The following is a 17,940-nucleotide window of genomic DNA, read 5'->3' on the forward strand; positions in this document are numbered from 1 at the left end:
GCCTGGCTCGCGCATGCGCTGTGGGGGAAGCGTCATTGCTCGGTCGACCTCCGTGTCGATTGGGTACCGCACCAATGTATGCGCTTACATCGCGGCGTGCAACCACCGGTCCTGATCGGCGGGGTGCAACACGGCGTCCGGTGCCGTCAGGCGTCGAGGACCGGCGGGCAGCTCTCGCGGAGCAGCACCTCGACCGGCAGGCGCACGGCACGCGGGGGCCCGTCGGGGCGGGCGAGCCGCTCGACGATCGCCCGCACGGCGGCACGCCCGAGCTCCCCCATCGGCTGGTGCACGGTCGTGAGGCGCGGCTGCGAGAAGCGACCAGCGTCGATGCCGTCGAACCCGGTGACGACGACGTCCTCCGGCACCCGGATGCCGAGGGCCGCAGCGGCGTCGAGCGTGCCGAGCGCCGACTGGTCGTTCGAGCAGACGACCGCACGGGGGACGGCACCCTCGAAGAGCGACGTCGCGAGCTCCCGGGCGCGGGCGCGGCCGAAGTCGCCGTGCACCACGGGCACGTCGGCCGGGTCGACCCCGTGCTCGACGAGGGCCGCGCGGAACCCCGCCGCGCGCTCCATGTCGTCCGGCGAGTCGATCGGACCGGCGACGTAGGCGATCGAGCGGATCCCGAGGCGTCCGACCACGTGCGACACGACGGTCCGCATGCCCGCGGCGTTGTCGACGCTCACCGAGTCGAAGCCGTGCGAGCGCCGGTCGTCCGCGAGCACCACCACGGGGATGCGCCGGGCGACGTGCTCGAGCAGTTCGTCCGGGACGGTCTGCGCGAGCACGGCGAGGCCGTCGACCCGGCCGGCGACGTCGTTCACGATGACGTCCCTCGAGGGACCCCGACCGGCCGCGACCATGAGCGCGAGGCCGCGTTGCCACGCCTCGACCTCGGCGCCGCGGAGGACCTCGTCGAAGTAGAGGTTCGACGAGAACGGCTGCGTCACGTGCCGGCGGTCGTCGACCACGCGGACACCGCCGTCCGTGACGAGGTCCGGCCGCTCGTCGGGCACGACGTCGAAGCCCGGGAGCAGGAGTCCGACCACGCCGGTGCGCTTGCCGGCGAGCGCACGCGCGTTGCCGGAGGGCACGTAGCCGAGCGTCCGGATGGCCGCCTGCACGCGGTCGCGGGTGCCCTCGCGGACGGCGTCGGGCGTCCGGAGCACGCGCGAGACGGTGGCGATGGAGACACCGGCGGCGGACGCCACGTCGTAGACCGTGGGAGGTGCGGTGCGCTGTCCAGCCAAGCCGTGCCTCCCGTCCGCCGTCGCGCTGGTGGTGCCGCGCCCGGTGCGGCCGGACCATCCTAGGCACGCCGTCCGGGCCGATCCGTCCACAGGTGCGCGCAGACCCTTGCGCTCCGCGGACGAACACGGTCACACTTGAGCGACCTCAGTACGTCCCGTGAGGAAGCGCATCCGCAGGCAGGGGCCTGCGCCACCGATCCGATGCCCACACACACAGGAGCCGACGATGTCGAAGAACACCCGCGGACAGAGCCGTGACGTCATCACCGAGTCGATCGCCATCGACGAGGTGAAGAGCGGACTGCTCGACCACAGTCAGGGGAACCAGAACGCCTGGATCTTCGGTGAGGTCGACGGGAGCGAGGAACCGACGCTCTGACGCGCCGGTCGACGCGAGCTAGCGCCGTCAGCGCTCCGTCGACCCGTTGGCGCGCTCGGCCGGCCCGCCGGAGCGTTCGGTCGGCCCGACGATCGCCATGCCCGCACCGCGGAGCCGCCGTCGCTCCTGCGCGATGAACGCGAGCAGCCGGTCGTTGGTACCGGCGACGTGCGCTGCGAGCAGTTCCGCCGCGCGGTCGGCGTCGCCCGAACGGACGGCGTCGAGGATCTGGCTGTGCTCGTCCCAGGCGGCGTCGCGGGCCTCGGGCGTCCGCACCTCGATCCAGCGGGTCCGCTCGAGGCGGGTGAGCGCGTCCGCGACGGCGTCGGTGATGAACCGGTTGCCGCCGAGCGACGCGAGGTCGAGGTGGAACGTCGAGCCCATCCGGATGCCCGAGCGCTGGTCGGGTGCCTCGCGGAGGTCGTCGAGGTGTGCCCGGACCTCGTCGAGCTGCTCGGTGGAGGCGCGCGCGACCGCGAGCCTGGCGGCCGCGGGCTCGAGGACGCCACGGAGTTCCGCGAGCGAGGCGATCTCGTCGAGGTCGATCGGGGTGACCATCCACGAGCGCCCCTCGTGCAGGATGAGCCCCTCGCGTTCGAGCCGCGACAGTGCGGCTCGGACCGGGGTGCGCGAGGCATGGAACCGCGCCTCGAGCCCGCGCTCCGAGATGCGCTCGCCCGGGGCGATGTCGAGGGTCAGGACCGCCGCGCGCAGGTTGTCGTAGAGCTGCGCGGTCTGCGAGACCGCCACGCCGTCCGCGGTCACCACGTCTGTCGTTCCAGCCACGGTCCGAGAGCCTAGCAGGAATGGTATACCGTTTTGGTATACCAATCAGTCCCCGAACGGAATCATCGTGACGACGACCACCACATCGCGCCCGACGATGAGCCGCCGCGCGTGGACGATGCTCGCGCTGGGCGTCGCCGCGCAGGCAGCCGGCACCCTCGTCGTCTCCGCGCCCGCGCTCCTCATCCCGCACCTGCACGCCCACGGCACCCCGCTGCCCGTCGCCGGCGTCCTCGCCGCATCGCCCACGTTCGGCATGGTGCTCACCCTGATCGCCTGGGGCGCCGTCACGGACCGGTTCGGCGAGCGTGCGGTGATCGCCGGTGGTCTCGTCCTGACGACCGTCGCGGTGGCGGCAGCGTGGCTCGCGGCGGGGAACACCGTGCTGCTCGGGATCGCGTTCCTCGCAGCGGGCATGACGAGCGCGTCGACGAACGCCGCGAGCGGTCGCGTGGTGGTGGGGTGGTTCCCGAAGGAGCGCCGCGGGCTCGCGATGGGCATCCGGCAGATGTCACAGCCGCTCGGCGTGACCCTGGCGGCGGTGACGGTGCCGCAACTCGCCGAGTCCGCCGGCATCCGGGCATCGCTCGTGCTGCCGGTCGTGCTCTGCGCCGTGCTCGCGGTGCTCTGTACGATCGGGATCGTCAACCCGCCGAGGGCCTCGCGGGCCGACGCCCCGGCGGAGCACGTGGCGAACCCCTACCGCACCGACGGGTTCCTCTGGCGGGTGCACGCGGTGTCGGTGCTGCTCGTCGTGCCGCAGTTCACCCTGTCCACGTACGGGCTGGTGTGGCTCGTCGGGCTCGGATGGTCGACGGGTGCGGCCGGACTCCTCGTCGGCGGCGCACAGTTCGTCGGTGCCGTCGGGCGCATCCTCGTCGGGGCCTGGAGCGACCGGGTCGGCTCCCGCGTCGGCCCCCTGCGGATCGTCGCCCTGAGCGCCGCGGCGGTGATGGGCGTGCTCGCGCTCGTGGACGTGACACACCTGGCGGCGGGGGCGGTGTTCCTCGTGGTGGCGACGAGCGTGACCGTCGCGGACAACGGGCTGGCGTACACGTCGGTGGCCGAGGCCGCGGGACCGTTCTGGTCGGGTCGCGCCCTCGGGGCGCAGAACACGGGGCAGTTCATCGCGGCGAGCGCCGTCGGGCCCGGGGTCGGCGCGCTCGTCGCGGGCCTCGGGTTCGCCGCGTCCTTCTCGATCGTGGCGGTCCTGCCGCTGCTCGCGCTCCCGCTCGTGCCGAGGGCGGACCGCTCGCACGACTGACGCGCCCGGGCGTGCGGTACCGAGGTTGCGCGACTCGCCGCCCGCAGGTCGCCGAGGTTCCGACGACCGAGGCGGGAGCCGGCGAGATGCCGGTGTTCCGGAACCTCGGCAGGGCGGCTCGGGTGCGGACGCGCGCGCGGGACGGACTGGAGGCCCGTGGCGGGGTCGCCACGGGCCTCCCGTCCGTCAGGGGTCACGTGATCAGGCGGGCACGGCCGGTCCGACCGGCCAGCGCAGGAGCGCGGCCGCCGCTGCACCGCCCGGCAGGGACGCCGCGTTGACGAGCACGAGCTCCGCGTCCGTCAGCACCGCCGCCCGGACGAGCGCGCAGACCGCGGGCACCGGCCCGATCACCGGGACGCCGCCGGCCTGCTCCGGAGCCGTCGCGACCCAGGGCGCCGCCCCGAGTGCGAGGAGCGTCCGGTCCCCGATGGCGACGGCGTCGAGCGCGACCACCGAGCTCTGCGCCTGCTGCAGCGCCTCGACCACGGAGCCGAGCCCGGTCACCGCCTGGTTGTCGCCGCGTCCGACGTGGGTCCGGAGGAGGTCCTCGAGGTCGTGCCGACGGGTGGCGACGACGCGGGCGAGCGCGATCTCGACGTGCTCGACGAAGGCCTGCTTCGACGCGGTGTCGGCGCGGGGGTCACCGGGGAACACCGACACGAGGGCCTTCGTCTCGGTCGACAGGGACTTCACGAGGAGCTCGCGTGCGGTGACGTCCCCCGCGATGACGACGAGCCCTGGTCGGCGCTCGCGGACCGTGGCGTCGAGGGCACCAGCGAGCTCGGACTGGTTCTGCTTCCAGATCTCCTCGGTGTGCTGCTGCCAGTGCGGCTGCTTCCACCCGGTGCCGGCCTTGGCGTAGTGCAGGGTGTCGTTGCGGCCCTCGACCTGCTGCTCGTCCGGGGCGACGGGCGCGTGGCCGAGCCGGTAGGTGCGGAAGGCACCGCCCTCCTTGCCGGCGTGCACGACGAGGAAGGGCAGGTCGACGGGGCGGTGGGCGACGAGGGGTACGAGGTCCGGGACGGCCCCGACGCCGACCGACTCCACGCCGTGCAGGTGTCCGGGGAGCACCTCGCTCAGGACGATCGATCCCTCGTGGACGAGCACGTACCGGGTGACGGGCGAGGGGACGCCGGCCTCCTGCTCGAACTCGGCGGCGACGGCGTCCACGACGGCGTCGGTGGCGCCCTGCGCACGGAGCGACTCCTCGACCGCGCGGAGCTTGAGCGCCGCCTGCCGCCTCGGGTCCTCCACGTTGCCGGAGACGTCCGCGTAGGCCCAGGCCCACGTGCCCCCGTCCTCCAGCCGCTGTCCCAGGATCCCGTGCAGTTCGCTCGTCGCGTTGGTCGACGTCATGGTAGCTCCTTCCGCTCAGCGTGCCGGAGCAGGTCTGCCCCGACGGCGGACACCGGTTCGGACGGACCCTGTCACGGTCCCCTGCGTCCGCGTCAGCCCACACTCCACCCGTCGACCCGGATGCGTCCACAGTGCGGAGGGAACGCCCAGCGACCTGCGTGAAAGTACAGCAACGCTCGGTTTTGTGGTTGGCTGGGCGGGACCCCGATCGACGACGAACCGGAGCCGTGCGATGACGCCGACAGGCAGAAGAAGCCCCATCACGAGACGACAACTCCTGGGCTTCGGCCTGGGGACGGCGGCGGCGGGCCTGCTCGCCGGCTGTGCGGTGCCGGGCTCGACGAACGTGAACAAGGCGGCGTTGATCCCCGCCTCGTCGGGCGGCGAGACCGTCCAGCTCACCTACTGGGCGTGGCTCAAGGACCTGCAGAAGGTCTGCGACGTGTGGAACGCGAAGAACCCCCGCATCCAGGTCACCGCGAACTGGATCCCCGGCGGCAACAGCGGCGGCTACCAGAAGATGTACTCCGCGCTCGCGGCCGGCGGTGGCCCGGACATCGGACAGGTCGAGCTCCGCCAGATCCCCGAGTTCATGCTCGCGAACGGCCTGACGGACCTCGCCCGGTACGGCGCGAAGGACTTCGAGTCGAAGTACGACGAGGCAGCGTGGGCGCAGGTCTCGTTCGTGGACGGCATCTACGGCATCCCGCAGGACACCGGCCCCATGGGCTTCTACTACCAGACCGCGATCCTCGAGCAGGCCGGCGGGGAACCCCCGAAGACGTGGGACGAGTGGCGCGACCTCGCCGACAAGGTGCGTGGCACGGGCAACGGCAACTACCTCGAGGTGTTCCCGGTCGCCGACGCGTCGCCGTTCGCCGCCTACGCGCAGCAGGCCGGTGCGCGGTGGTTCAGGATCGACGGCGACGAGTGGGTCGTCGACATGACCGACGACAAGACGATGATGGTCGCCGAGTTCTTCGACGGCGTCATCGACGACAAGCTCGTCGACACGAGCGCCGGCGCGTACTCCCCCGGTTGGTACGCCGCGGCGGCGAGCGGCAAGATCGCGGCCGTCACGAGCGCGAGCTGGGGCGACGCCCTCATCCAGTCGGTGCAGGGCGGTGAGGGCAAGTGGAAGGTCGCGCCCATGCAGACGTGGGGCGACACGGGCTTCGGCTCGAGCGCGATCGGCGGTTCGACCGCCGCGGTCCTCGCGAACGCGAAGCACCCGGCCGAGGCGCTCGAGTTCATCACGTGGATGACCACCTCGGAGGAGGGCATCAACGCGATGATCAAGTACTGCGGCATCGGCTGGTCGCCCGCCAAGGACTACATCGGCGCCGCGCGCCAGAAGCCGAGCGCGTGGTTCTCCGGGCAGAACTACAACGAAGAGGTCTTCGTCCCCGCCGCGCAGGAGCAGAACGTCGACTGGTCGTGGTCCCCGGTCACGCAGTCCGCGTTCACGAGCCTGCAGAACCAGTTCCGCCGCAAGCTGACCGGCGGCCTGAAGCTCACCGACGCGGTGGAGCTCGCCCAACGGGAGATCGTCCAGTCCTTCAAGGACAAGGGCCTGAGCGTGAGGACCGCACGATGAGCCAGCAGACCGGCACACGCCAGACCGGCGGCACCACGCCGACCTTCCGGACGAGCACGAAGGCCACCAGCGCGCAGAAGCGGGCGCCGTGGATCCTGCTCGGACCCTTCCTCGCGCTGTTCGTCCTGACGTTCATCATCCCGATCATCAGCGCGCTGTTCCAGAGCTTCACCACCGTCGACCGCAAGGGCCTGTTCGGCGAGGACGGCGTCGTCGGCCGGTTCGCCGGGTTCGACAACTACGCGATCGCGCTGCAGGACTCCGGGTTCGTCGCCTCGATCGGCCGGATGCTGCTGTTCGGCATCGTGCAAGTCCCGGTGATGATCATCCTCTGCACGATCCTGGCGCTGCTGCTCGAGTCGGCGAGCGCCCGCTGGCCCGCGTTCTTCCGGGCCGTGTACTTCATGCCGTACGGCGTCCCCGGCGTCATCGCGACGATCCTGTGGTCGTTCCTCTACGTCCCCGGGCTCTCCCCGATCGTGGCGCTGCTGCAGTCGATCGGGCTGCAGCCGGACTTCCTCGGCGCGAACAGCGTCCTGTGGTCGATCGCGAACATCGTCACCTGGACGTACACCGGCTACAACATGCTCATCATCGTGGCGCAGCTCAAGTCCATCCCGGGCGAGGTCTACGAGGCCGCGAAGATGGACGGCGCGAACGCCTTCCAGGTCGCGTGGCGCATCCAGATCCCGCTCATCGCGCCGGCGCTCGTGCTCACGACCGTGTTCTCGATCATCGGCACGCTGCAGCTCTTCGCGGAGCCGCAGATCCTGTCCACGGTCGCGCCCGCGATCGACACGGAGTACACGCCGAACTACGCGGCCTACACGAACGCGTTCGCCTTCAACGAGTACGGCGTCGCCTCGGCCCAGGCTGTGATCATCGCGCTGGCCGCGTTCATCCTGTCGTTCGCGTTCCTCGCGCTGACGAACCGGCCGCCGAAGAGCGAGCGGGACCAGAGGAAGCGCGCGAAGCGCGACGGCCTGGAGGCACGGCGTGCGCTCCAGACGCGCGTCACCGCCGACGGTGGGTCGCGGCCCGCCACCGGTGTCGCGAACCGCAACACGACCACCGGGGCCGCACCGCGCCTCCAGGCCGAAGGGGACAACCGATGAGCGGCGAACGCATTGACGGACCGCAGTCGCAGGCTCCTGCGGCGCTGGCGTCGCGGCGCCGCTGGCGCGTCGCTCAGAGCTCCAGCGCGCCGGTGACCAAGCAGGCGGCCGAACCCGTCGACACGACCGCGATCACGGCGCACCAGCGCCGCAAGCTCGACCGGTCCGGGAAGTCGCAGATCGTCGTGACGGGGATCCTCGTCATCGTCGCGATCTACTTCCTGGTGCCGCTCTACTGGGTGGTCATCGCGGCGACGAAGACCACCGGGGCACTGTTCGCGACGAACGGGTTCTGGTTCGGCGGCGAGTTCGCGCTGTTCAGCAACATCGCGCAGGTGTTCTCGTACGACGGCGGCATCTTCGTCCGGTGGATCGCGAACAGCATCCTGTACTCGGGCGTCGGTGCCGTGCTCGCGACGTACTTCGCCGCCGCCGGCGGGTACGCCCTCGCGAAGTACGAGTTCCGCGGGCGACAGCTCGTGTTCGGCACGATCCTCGGCGGCGTGCTCGTCCCCGGCACCGCGACGGCGCTGCCGCTGTTCCTGCTGTTCTCGACGCTCGGGCTGACCGACACGTACTGGAGCGTGCTCATCCCGAGCCTCGTCTCCCCGTTCGGGCTGTTCCTCTGCCGGGTCTACGCGGCGGCGTCAGTCGACACGGCGCTCCTCGAGCAGGCGCGCATCGACGGGGCCGGTGAGCTGCGGATCTTCCACACCATCGTGCTGCGGCAGATGACGCCGGCGCTCGTGACGGTGTTCCTGTTCCAGGTCGTCGGCATCTGGAACAACTTCTTCCTGCCGCTCATCATGCTGGCGGACCAGAAGCTGTACCCGATCACACTGGGACTCAACAACTGGCGTGCACAGGTCGATCGTCTGCCAGAGTTCTACCAGCTCACCACCGGCGGAGTGCTCGTCTCGGTCATCCCGCTCGTGATCGCGATCATCGTCCTGCAGCGCTTCTGGCGCGGGGGCCTCACGGAAGGATCGGTCAAGGGTTGACCGTCACTGCACAGCCATCCGCCGACTCGGCACGCGCCGACCTGGCGTCCACCGCCCCCGGCTCCGACTCGCGACTGGCACCCCGTGCCTGGTTGCACACGGACGCCCCCTCGCTGTCGCTGGACGGCGAGTGGGACTTCCGCTGGTCGCCCGTCGCCGACGTCCCGGTCCCCGGGGCGGACGACGACTGGGGCACCCTGCCGGTGCCGTCGCACTGGGTGCTGCACGGGCACGGGGCACCGAGCTACACGAACCTGCAGTACCCGTTCCCGATCGACCCGCCGCACCCGCCGGAGGAGAACCCCACCGGTGACCACCGGCGCACGTTCTCGCTACCGGACTCGTTCGACGCGGCCGCCCGGGTCGTGCTGCGGTTCGACGGCGTCGAGTCGCACTTCCGGGTGTGGCTGAACGGCTCGCTCGTCGGCTGGAGCACCGGCTCGCGGCTCGTCACCGAGTTCGACGTGACCGCGCTGCTGCGTCCGGGGTCGAACGAGCTGCTCGTGCGCGTGCACCAGTGGTCCGGTGCCTCGTACCTCGAGGACCAGGACCAGTGGTGGCTGCCCGGCATCTTCCGCGACGTCACGCTGCTCGCGCGTCCGACCGCGGCGATCGACGACGTGTTCGTGCGCGCCGGATGGGCGCCGGTGCTCGGGTCCGCCGCGACCGCCGGCACCGCCGCGTCGGGGCGGCCGTCGACGGGGACGGGGACGATCACCGTGCCGACGCTCGACGCCGTGTTCCCGGTGCGGTTCGCCGTTCCGTCGCTCGACGTCGACGTGACGTGGGCGTCCGCGTCCGACGTCGCACCGATCACCGTCGAGGGCGTCGAGCCGTGGAGCGCCGAACTGCCGCGGCTGTACGACGCGACGCTGTCGACCGGCACCGCCGCCGGCGGACGCACGGGCGGCGAGACCGTCTCGCTCCGCCTCGGCTTCCGGTCGGTGCGCATCGAGGGCGACCGGTTCCTCGTGAACGGCGAGCGCGTGGTCTTCCACGGCGTGAACCGGCACGAGACCCACCCCGTGCGCGGGCGCGTCTTCGACGAGGAGCACGCCCGCGCCGACATGGCGCTCATGAAGCGGAGCAACGTCAACGCGATCCGCACCTCGCACTACCCGCCGCACCCGCGCGTGCTCGACCTCGCGGACGAGCTCGGGTTCTGGGTGGTCCTCGAGTGCGACCTGGAGACCCACGGCTTCCTGTTCACCGGGTGGGTGGGCAACCCCTCCGACGACCCGGCCTGGCGCGACGCGTACCTCGACCGGATCGCGCGGACGGTCGAGCGGGACAAGAACCACCCGTCGATCGTCATGTGGTCCCTCGGCAACGAGTCGGGCACCGGTCGGAACCTCGCGGCCATGTCGCAGTGGGTGCACGACCGCGACGACGAGCGGCCGGTCCACTACGAGGGCGACTACACGGGTGAGTACACCGACGTGTACTCGCGCATGTACCCGACGCTGCAGGAGACCGAGTCGATCGGTGGTGGCACGCCCACGCCCCTGATGGAGTGCGGCCCGGCCGAGGCGGCACGGCAGCGGTCGAAGCCGTTCATCCACTGCGAGTACGTGCACGCGATGGGCAACGGACCGGGGCAGATCGCCGAGTACGAGGCCCTCGTGGACAAGTACCCGCGGCTCCACGGCGGCTTCGTGTGGGAGTGGCGGGACCACGGCCTGCTCACCCACACCGCCGACGGCACGCCGTACTACGGGTACGGCGGCGACTTCGGCGAGGTCGTGCACGACGGCAACTTCGTGATGGACGGCCTCGTGCTGCCCGACGACACCCCGACCCCTGGCCTCGCGGAGTTCGCGGCCGTCGTGGCGCCGATCCGGATGTCGTCGTCGGACACCACGCTGCTCGTCGAGAACCGGTACCACTCGGCCTCGACCGCGGGACTCCGCTTCAGCTGGACGCTGTCGCGGAACGGCGAGGTCGAGGCGTCCGGGCGGCTCGCACCCGGCGTGATCGCCGCTCGGGCGTCCGCGACCGTGCCCGTGCCGGACGAGGTGCTGCAGGCCGCCGCCGGCTCGGTCGCACCCGGCGACGAGCTCTGGTTCGACGTGACCGCGGAGCTCGCCGGACCGACCGCGTGGGCGGACACCGGCCACGTCGTGGCACGCACGCAGCGGCTCGTCGCGAGCCGACCGGCGGACGCGCCACGGGCCTCCCGGCAGGGGTGGGACGGCGACCGTCTCGGCGACGGCACCTTCACCGCCCGCGGTGACCTGGTCTCGTTCAAGGGCCACGAGGTCGCCGGACCGCGACTCGAGCTCTGGCGCGCGCCGACGGACAACGACCGGCTGTCGTCACAGGGCGGCTACGAGACGGCCGACCCCGTGCTCACTGGCGGCGTCGGCGACCCGGACGCTCCGGCGTCGGCCGAGCGGTGGGTCGAGCGTGGGCTCGACCGGCTGACGCACCGGCTGGTGTCGGTCGACCGCACGGCGGACGGCCTCGTGCAGCGGGTCCGGGTCGCGGCGGCGAACAGCGGGTGGGGCGTCGACGTCACACACCGCTGGACCCTGACGGACGCCGGACTGCAGCTGCAGACGGACGCCGTGCCGTTCGGGGCGTGGGACGTCACGTGGCCGCGGTTCGGCGTGCGGTTCGACCTGCCCGTGTCGTTCCTCGACGAGACCGCGACGTGGTTCGGCACCGGTCCGGAGGAGTCCTACTCGGACTCCGACCACGCGGCCCGGGTCGGACGCTTCACTGCGCCGGTCCGCTCGCTGACGGTCGAGTACTCGCGGCCGCAGGAGTCCGGCCACCGGCCTGAACTGCGGTCGCTGAGCGTCGGCGACCTCACCGTGACGACGGTCGGCTCCCACCGCGCGGGCTTCACGCTCACGCCGTGGACCGCGCAGCAGGTCACGCGCGCCGGGCACCCGTACGAGCTGCCGACGCCGGACCACGCGTACCTGTACCTCGACGTCGCGCAGCACGGGCTGGGCTCGCGGGCGTGCGGCCTCGACGTGCTGCCAGAGCACCAGCTGTGGCCGCACGCGGCGTCGTGGAGCGTGGTGCTGGGCTAGAGCGGGGCGGCGCGTTCGCGCCGCGAAGAACTACGGAAGCGACATCGAACCGGGCACTCAACCCGGTTCGATGTCGCTTCCGTGGTTCGATGCGACCGCGCGGCGCGCCCGCCGCGCTACGCGCCGAGTGCGCGCAGCGCCTCCGGGTCGCTCTGCTCGAGGAACGCCGTCAGCCGCTCGGGCTCGCCGTCCTCGCCGATCGCCTCGGCCGCCCGACGCAGCGCGAACAGCGCCCGGAGCACGCCGCGGTTCGGCTCGTGCGACCACGGCACCGGACCGGCTCCGCGCCACCCGGCCTTCCGCAGCGCGTCGAGCCCGCGGTGGTACCCGACCCGGGCGTAGGCGTACGACTCGAGCGTCGCACCGCGGTCCCAGGCCTCGTCGGCGAGGAGCGCCCACGCGAGGCTCGACGACGGGTGCGACACCACCACGGAGGCGACGGGAGCGTCCGCGGCGAGCGCCGACGTCACCTCCGGTTCCTCGGGCAGCAGGGTCTCGGGGGTGGCTGGGTTCGGCAGCAGGTTCTCCGGCATGCCTCCAGCCTGTCACCTCTTGCGCGGTAGCACCCCCGGGCGTACCGTGGTGGCCCACCCCGTCGTCACCACGGGGTCGCGGTGCGGGACGACCGGCCGCCGCCACGGGTGACGGCCACGGGGGTCCCCGACGGAAGCAGATGAGTTGCTGTCGATCACCGGTTCCGCTCAGCCCACGCGCTGACACCGTGATCGCGCCCGCCGTCGGGCGCTCCACCGCTCGTGCCCGACCGCACGGTGGTGGCTCCGGTGTCGTGCGCCCAGCACCGACAACCGGGGAGGCACCCGTATGCCCATCAGTCAGTCCGTCGTCCTGAACGACCTCAGTTTCGCCTGGCCCGACGGCACCGTCGCGCTCGACCACCTCACCGCCGCCTTCGGCCGCGGCCGCACCGGCCTGGTCGGGAGGAACGGGGCCGGCAAGTCCACGCTCGTCCGGCTGGTCACGGGGCAGCTCCACCCCACCTCGGGATCGGTCACGACGACCGGTCCGGTCGACCTGCTGCCGCAGCGCCTGACCGCGCGGCCCGACGACAGCGTCACGGACCTCCTCGGCATCCGACCGACGGTCACGGCGCTCCGCGCGGTCCTCGGCGGCGACGCGTCACCGGAGCACTTCGACGTGATCGGCGACGACTGGGACGTCGAGGAGCAGGCCGCCGCCGCACTGTCCGGCATCGGGCTCGGCCTCGACGGTTCCGACCTCGACCGTCCCGTGTCGACGTTGTCCGGCGGACAGGCCGTGCTCGTCGCCGTCGCCGGCATCCGGATGCGTCGAGCACCGATCGCGTTCCTCGACGAGCCGACGAACAACCTCGACCGACGTGCCCGCGGCGTCCTGCTCGACATGGTCGACGGATGGTCGGGCACGCTCGTGCTGGTGAGCCACGACCGGGAGCTCCTCGAGCACGTGGACGAGACCTGCGAGCTGCGCTCCGGGACGCTGACCGTGTTCGGTGGGACGTTCAGCGCGTACGAGGAGCACCTCGCGGTGCAGCAGGCCGCGGCCCTGCGCGAGGTCCGGGTCGCCGAACAGCGGCACCGCACGGAGAAGCGGCAGCGCATCGAGGCGGAGACGAAGATCGCGCGGCGTGCCCGCTCGGGGAAGAAGGCCGCCGAGGGCATGCCGAAGATCTTCGCGAACGAGATGCGGAAGCGTGGCGAGCAGACCGCCGGGCGACTCCGCACCGGGTACGCCGAGGACGAGGCCGCGGCGCTGGCGGCGAAGCACGAGGCCGAGGCCCGGCTGCGGGTCGACGAGTCGATCACGGTCGCGCTGCCCGATCCGGAGGTGCCGGCCTCCCGGATGATCGCAACCGTGACCGTCCGGGGGCGGGACACCATCGTGCAGGGCCCGGAACGGATCGCGGTCGCGGGCGACAACGGGGTCGGCAAGACGACGCTGCTCGAGCAGCTCGTCGATCTCCCGGCCGCCCGCGAGCACCCGCTCCCGAGCACCGGTGCCGTCCCGCACGTCGATCGCATCGGCTACCTGCCGCAGCGGAAGGACTCGCTCGACGACACCGCGACCGTGTTCGACAACGTCCGACGGCACGCCCCGACCGCGAGCGACGCCGAGGTGAAGAACCGGCTCGCCCGGTTCCTCGTCCGTGGGGACGCCGTGGACCGTCGCGCCGGGGACCTCTCCGGCGGCGAGCGGTTCCGGGTGGCCCTGGCCGCGCTCGTGCTCGCGGACCCGCCGCCGCAGCTGCTGGTGCTCGACGAGCCGACGAACGACCTCGACCTGACGAGCGTCGACCAGCTCGTCGACGCGCTGCGGTCCTACCGGGGTGCGCTCGTGGTCGTGAGCCACGACGAGACGTTCCTCGAGCGGCTCGACCTCACGGCCCGGATCGAGCTGTCGTGACCGGGACCGCGGGCCTCGGCCCCGGCCCCGGCCCCGGCCCCGGCTTCGGCCTCGGCCTCGGCCTCGGCGGGACGGTCAGCGGCGCTTCGTCGGCCGGATCGCGAGCGACTCGACCGTGCCACGCTCCGGCAGGTCGACGACGGTGCGGACCGCCGCCGCGACGTCCTCCGGAGCGAGGTAGTACGCGGTGTCGTAGTCCTCGCCGAGCTTCTCGGTGAGGGCGCGCTGCATGTCCGAGTCGGTCCGGCCCGGGTGCACGCTCGACACCCGCACGCCGTTCGCGCGCTCTTCCTCGCGCAGGGCGTCGGCGAAGGCACGGAGGGCGAACTTCGACGCCGCGTAGACCCCGCCACCGGGGCCGGAGTGGAACCCCGAGCCGCTGTTGATCGGCACGACGATGCCCCGGGCCGCGCGGAGGGCCGGCAGCGCGCGACGGGTGAGCTCGGCGACCGCGAACACGTTCGTCGCGAAGACCCGTTCCCACACGGCGCGCTCGGTGTCCGCGACGGTGGTGCCCTCCTCGACGCCGGCGTTGTGCACGAGGACGTCGAGGCGGTCCGGCAGGGCGGGCGCGTCACCGGCACCGAGGTCGCCGACGAACGGCGACGCACTCGGCAGCTCGGACACGAGGGCGTCGACGGCCCCGGCGTCCCGACCGCCCACGTACACGTGGTGCGTCCGCCCGAGGTCGAGCGCGATGGCGCGGCCGATCCCACGGGTCGCGCCCGTCACGAGTGCGGTGGGCAGGCTGACGGGAGGCGCGGTGTCGGTCATGCGCACCAGCCTACGGATGCGGTCCGACGGGGCCGCACCGTGCCTCCAGGCCGGGTGTGCGACCGCAGGTCGCGTCAGCGGGAGGCGACGGACGCGCCGCGCCGGCGGCGGAGCACCACCCACCCGACTGCACCGGCCGCGACCACCGCGACGATCGCGGAGACACCCCAGGGCGAGCCGGCGAAGGCGGCGAGGAGCGCCCAGAACAGGGCCAGACCGACGGTCGCGTAGACGAACGCCCACGCGACGCACCCGACCAGCATTGCGACCGTGTACCGCCACCACGGGACCCGGGCGAGGCCCGCGGCCGCGTTCACCATCGTCTGCAGGCCGACGGTGAGGAAGCTGACCGTGACGACCGGCAGCCCCCAGCGGTCGAGGAGCGCCGAGCCTCGACGGACCGCGGCCGAGTCGAGCCACCGGCCCCACCGCGAGCGTGCCGCCCCGGTCACCGCCAGCCGTGCCAGCCAGTACGTGGCCTGCGCACGGCAGAACACGATGACGAGCAGGGTGGCGACGAGCGGCCAGAACGGCAGGTCGTCGAGGAAGGACGGCACGGGCGAACGGTAGCGGCGCCCGCCGGGAATGTCCTCAGTCTCACCCGGCCGGGTCAGTCGCGGTCGGCGCCCTGGCGGATCCGGATCCCCTCGAGGACGTCCTTCGCCCGCTGCTCGTCCTGCTTCTCGATCTGCCGGGTGTCGCGCTCGGGGAGCTGGATGTCCTCCTCGGCGCGGATGCCGGCCTGCAGCTCCCGGCCGCGTTCGAGCTCGGCGTCGAACTCGGCGCCGAACAGCAGCGCGTTGTTCGTGATCCAGATCCACAGCAGGAAGACGATCACGCCACCGAGCGAGCCGTACGTGGCGTTGTAGTTCGAGAAGTTGCCGACGTAGAACCCGAACCCGACGCTGGCGATGATCAGGATGAGGATCGCGACGATCGAACCGCCGCTCACCCATCGGAACTTCGGCTGCTCGACGTTCGGCGCCCAGTAGTACAGGACCGCGACCACGATCACGGCGATGACGAGCAGGATCGGCCACTGCACGATGAGCAGCACGGTCGCGGCTGCGTCGCCGAGGCCGATGAGGTCACCGACGCTCTTCGCGAGGGGACCGCTGACGAGGACGACGAGGCCGATGACGAGCAGCACGACCGTGAAGAGCGTCACGCCGAGCATCGTCGGGCGGAGCTTCCAGATCGGCCGTCCCTCGCGGACGTTGTAGATGCGGTTCATCGCTCGACCGAACGCCCCGACGTACCCGGACGCCGACCACAGCGCGCCCAGGAGACCGACGATGAACGTGATCGGCGCCGCGGGCGAGCGCACGAGGCCCTCGATCGGGTTGCGCAGCAGCTTCGCCACGTCGCCGCCACCGATGTTCGTCACGACCTTGAGCACGTCGTCGATGGTCTTCGTCGGGTCGGACACGAGGCCGAGGATCGAGACCACCGCCAGGATGCCGGGGAAGAGCGCCAGCACGGTGTAGTACGTCAGACTCGCGGCCAGGTCGGTGCACTGGTCGCTCGAGAACTCACGGAGCGTCTTCTTCAGCGTGTAGACGACGGTCGGCTTCGTGAGGTCGGTGGGGCCGTCCGGCTTCCGCGGGTCGTCGGCGTCGGGCTTCTGTCGTTCGCGTGCCATGGTCAGCCCCTGCCTGCGGCCTTCGCCGCCGCCTTCGACGCCGCCTTCGCGCGGGCAGCGGCCTGCTTGCGGTTCTTCGTCGCGCGGCGCTGGACGGCGGCGATGCCGGCGCGCTGCTTCACCCGGTTGCGGTGCATCGGGTCGCGCTCGAGCGCCTCCTCCGCCGCCTTCCTCCTCGCCTTCCGGCCCTTCCGGCCGGGCTGGGACTGCTCGACCGCACCGGGTCCGTCGCCGCCGCGGGCGCCGAAGGGCAGCAGTGCGGTGAACGCGGTGGAGGCCGGCGGCTGCGCGAGGTGCCCGGCGTCCGTCCGCCCGATCCGCGTTCCGAGGACGATCGCGGCGATGCCGGCGGCCGCGGTCACACCCATCGCCACGAGCGGTGTGGGGTCGCGGTGCCACCGCTGCTTCGTCTTCGCGATCGCCAGGCGGGTGCGCGCAGGCACGTCCGCACGGCGGCGGATCTCCGCGACGGTGTCGGTGATGCCCTCGCGCGCACGGGTGTTCGCGAGTTCGAGCTCGGGGAGGCTGTCGTTGGGCATACACCGTGCCTACCAGGGCCGATCCGCGACGGCCCACAGTTCGGGGCGTCTACGGTGCCGGGCATGTTGTTCCGAGACGTCGCCGAGGGCATCCACCGACTGGAGGTCGCCCACACCAACACCTACCTCGTCGAGACCGGGGACCGGCTGCTCGTGGTCGACGCCGGCCTCCCCGCAGTGTGGCCGCACCTGCAGCTCGCGGTGCGGGACCTCGGGTACTCACCGGCGGCGGTCGAGGCGTTGCTCCTCACCCACGGGCACTTCGACCACGTGGGCACGGCGGACCGGATGCGCCGGGAGTGGGGGACGGCCGTGTACGTGCACCCCGGCGACCGCGAGCTGGCCGCGCACCCGTACTCCTACCGGCCGCAGACGAACCGGTTCGGCTTCGTCGCGCTGCACCCCGGCGGGCTGGCGCCCCTCGGACGGATGCTCCTCGCCGGGGCTGCCTGGGTGTCCGGTGTCTCGGACACGAGGTCGCTCGAGTCCCGGGCCGAGGTCCCCGGGTCGCCGTGGATCATCGAGACCCCGGGGCACACCGACGGGCACGTGGCGCTGCACTTCGCCGACCGCGATGCCGTCATCGTGGGCGACGCGCTCGTGACGCTCGACCCGTACACAGGCGGGATCGGGCCGCGGGTGGTGGCCCCGGCGGCGACGGCGGACGTGCCGGAGGCGGTGGCGTCGCTCGACCGGCTCGTGGACACCGAGGCGGCGCACGTGCTGCCGGGCCACGGTCCGGCGTGGTCGCTCGGGGTGCGGGCGGCGGTGGCGCAGGCGCGGCGCGCGG

At 72.3% G+C, this 17,940-nt stretch carries 16 protein-coding genes; 8 read left to right on the forward strand and 8 right to left on the reverse strand.

The window, feature by feature from the left end; all coding sequences use genetic code 11:
* Window positions 1-146 precede the first annotated feature (146 nt).
* Window positions 147-1,214 (reverse strand): LacI family DNA-binding transcriptional regulator, encoded by a 1,068-nt coding sequence (locus QPJ90_RS02620; protein ID WP_290132922.1) that lies wholly within the window; start codon window positions 1,212-1,214, stop codon window positions 147-149.
* A 265-nt stretch (window positions 1,215-1,479) separates the two neighbouring features.
* Here QPJ90_RS02620 and QPJ90_RS02625 point away from each other — a divergent pair, with 265 nt between their 5' ends.
* Window positions 1,480-1,632, forward strand: coding sequence for a hypothetical protein (locus QPJ90_RS02625; protein ID WP_290132923.1), 153 nt, complete (start codon window positions 1,480-1,482; stop codon window positions 1,630-1,632).
* A gap of 27 nt (window positions 1,633-1,659) precedes the next feature.
* On the opposite strand, the gene QPJ90_RS02630 is transcribed toward QPJ90_RS02625, so the two are convergent.
* A complete protein-coding gene (locus QPJ90_RS02630; protein ID WP_290132924.1) occupies window positions 1,660-2,418 on the reverse strand; it encodes a GntR family transcriptional regulator in 759 nt (252 codons plus the stop codon).
* 97 nt (window positions 2,419-2,515) lie between these two features.
* On the opposite strand from QPJ90_RS02630, the gene QPJ90_RS02635 reads away from it, so the two are divergent.
* Window positions 2,516-3,682 (forward strand): MFS transporter, encoded by a 1,167-nt coding sequence (locus tag QPJ90_RS02635; RefSeq protein ID WP_290134154.1) that lies wholly within the window; start codon window positions 2,516-2,518, stop codon window positions 3,680-3,682.
* Between the two features lie 201 nt (window positions 3,683-3,883).
* Here the strand turns inward: QPJ90_RS02635 and QPJ90_RS02640 are convergent, their stop codons facing one another.
* On the reverse strand, window positions 3,884-5,041 hold the full coding sequence (locus tag QPJ90_RS02640) for a Vms1/Ankzf1 family peptidyl-tRNA hydrolase (RefSeq protein WP_290132925.1): 1,158 nt from the start codon (window positions 5,039-5,041) through the stop codon (window positions 3,884-3,886).
* A 232-nt stretch (window positions 5,042-5,273) separates the two neighbouring features.
* Between QPJ90_RS02640 and QPJ90_RS02645 the strand changes: the two genes are divergently transcribed.
* The 4 genes from QPJ90_RS02645 (at window position 5,274) to QPJ90_RS02660 (ending at window position 11,795) form a co-directional block, all read left to right on the forward strand.
* Entirely contained in the window at window positions 5,274-6,638 is a 1,365-nt protein-coding gene (locus QPJ90_RS02645) for an extracellular solute-binding protein (RefSeq protein WP_290132926.1), read from the forward strand.
* Window positions 6,635-7,753: a sugar ABC transporter permease gene (locus QPJ90_RS02650; RefSeq protein ID WP_290132927.1), complete on the forward strand. Its 1,119-nt coding sequence runs from the start codon at window positions 6,635-6,637 to the stop codon at window positions 7,751-7,753. The genes QPJ90_RS02645 and QPJ90_RS02650 overlap by 4 nt, the downstream gene beginning before the upstream one ends.
* 92 nt (window positions 7,754-7,845) lie before the next feature.
* Window positions 7,846-8,754: a carbohydrate ABC transporter permease gene (locus tag QPJ90_RS02655; protein ID WP_290132928.1), complete on the forward strand. Its 909-nt coding sequence runs from the start codon at window positions 7,846-7,848 to the stop codon at window positions 8,752-8,754.
* Window positions 8,751-11,795 carry a glycoside hydrolase family 2 TIM barrel-domain containing protein gene (locus tag QPJ90_RS02660; RefSeq protein WP_290132929.1) on the forward strand — a complete coding sequence of 1,015 codons (3,045 nt, stop codon included), beginning with the start codon at window positions 8,751-8,753 and terminating at the stop codon, window positions 11,793-11,795. Before QPJ90_RS02655 ends, QPJ90_RS02660 begins: the two co-directional genes overlap by 4 nt.
* A gap of 116 nt (window positions 11,796-11,911) precedes the next feature.
* Here QPJ90_RS02660 and QPJ90_RS02665 read toward each other — a convergent pair whose 3' ends face one another.
* Window positions 11,912-12,328 (reverse strand): DUF3151 domain-containing protein, encoded by a 417-nt coding sequence (locus tag QPJ90_RS02665; RefSeq protein ID WP_290132930.1) that lies wholly within the window; start codon window positions 12,326-12,328, stop codon window positions 11,912-11,914.
* Between the two features lie 289 nt (window positions 12,329-12,617).
* Here QPJ90_RS02665 and QPJ90_RS02670 point away from each other — a divergent pair, with 289 nt between their 5' ends.
* The gene (locus tag QPJ90_RS02670) at window positions 12,618-14,195 is read left to right on the forward strand and encodes an ABC-F family ATP-binding cassette domain-containing protein (protein ID WP_290132931.1); all 1,578 of its coding nucleotides are present in this window, start codon (window positions 12,618-12,620) and stop codon (window positions 14,193-14,195) included.
* 75 nt (window positions 14,196-14,270) lie between these two features.
* On the opposite strand, the gene QPJ90_RS02675 is transcribed toward QPJ90_RS02670, so the two are convergent.
* The 4 genes from QPJ90_RS02675 to QPJ90_RS02690 form a co-directional block, all read right to left on the reverse strand.
* Window positions 14,271-14,969: an SDR family oxidoreductase gene (locus tag QPJ90_RS02675; RefSeq protein ID WP_290132932.1), complete on the reverse strand. Its 699-nt coding sequence runs from the start codon at window positions 14,967-14,969 to the stop codon at window positions 14,271-14,273.
* 74 nt (window positions 14,970-15,043) lie between these two features.
* On the reverse strand, window positions 15,044-15,526 hold the full coding sequence (locus QPJ90_RS02680) for a VTT domain-containing protein (protein WP_290132933.1): 483 nt from the start codon (window positions 15,524-15,526) through the stop codon (window positions 15,044-15,046).
* 53 nt (window positions 15,527-15,579) lie between these two features.
* The gene (locus QPJ90_RS02685; protein WP_290132934.1) at window positions 15,580-16,611 is read right to left on the reverse strand and encodes a YihY/virulence factor BrkB family protein; all 1,032 of its coding nucleotides are present in this window, start codon (window positions 16,609-16,611) and stop codon (window positions 15,580-15,582) included.
* A gap of 2 nt (window positions 16,612-16,613) precedes the next feature.
* Window positions 16,614-17,150 carry a hypothetical protein gene (locus QPJ90_RS02690; protein ID WP_290132935.1) on the reverse strand — a complete coding sequence of 179 codons (537 nt, stop codon included), beginning with the start codon at window positions 17,148-17,150 and terminating at the stop codon, window positions 16,614-16,616.
* A gap of 63 nt (window positions 17,151-17,213) precedes the next feature.
* On the opposite strand from QPJ90_RS02690, the gene QPJ90_RS02695 reads away from it, so the two are divergent.
* A partial coding sequence (locus tag QPJ90_RS02695) for an MBL fold metallo-hydrolase (protein WP_290132936.1) occupies window positions 17,214-17,940 on the forward strand: 727 nt, incomplete at its 3' end.

The organism is Curtobacterium sp. 458, assembly GCF_030406605.1.
Classification (GTDB): Bacteria; Actinomycetota; Actinomycetes; order Actinomycetales; family Microbacteriaceae; genus Curtobacterium.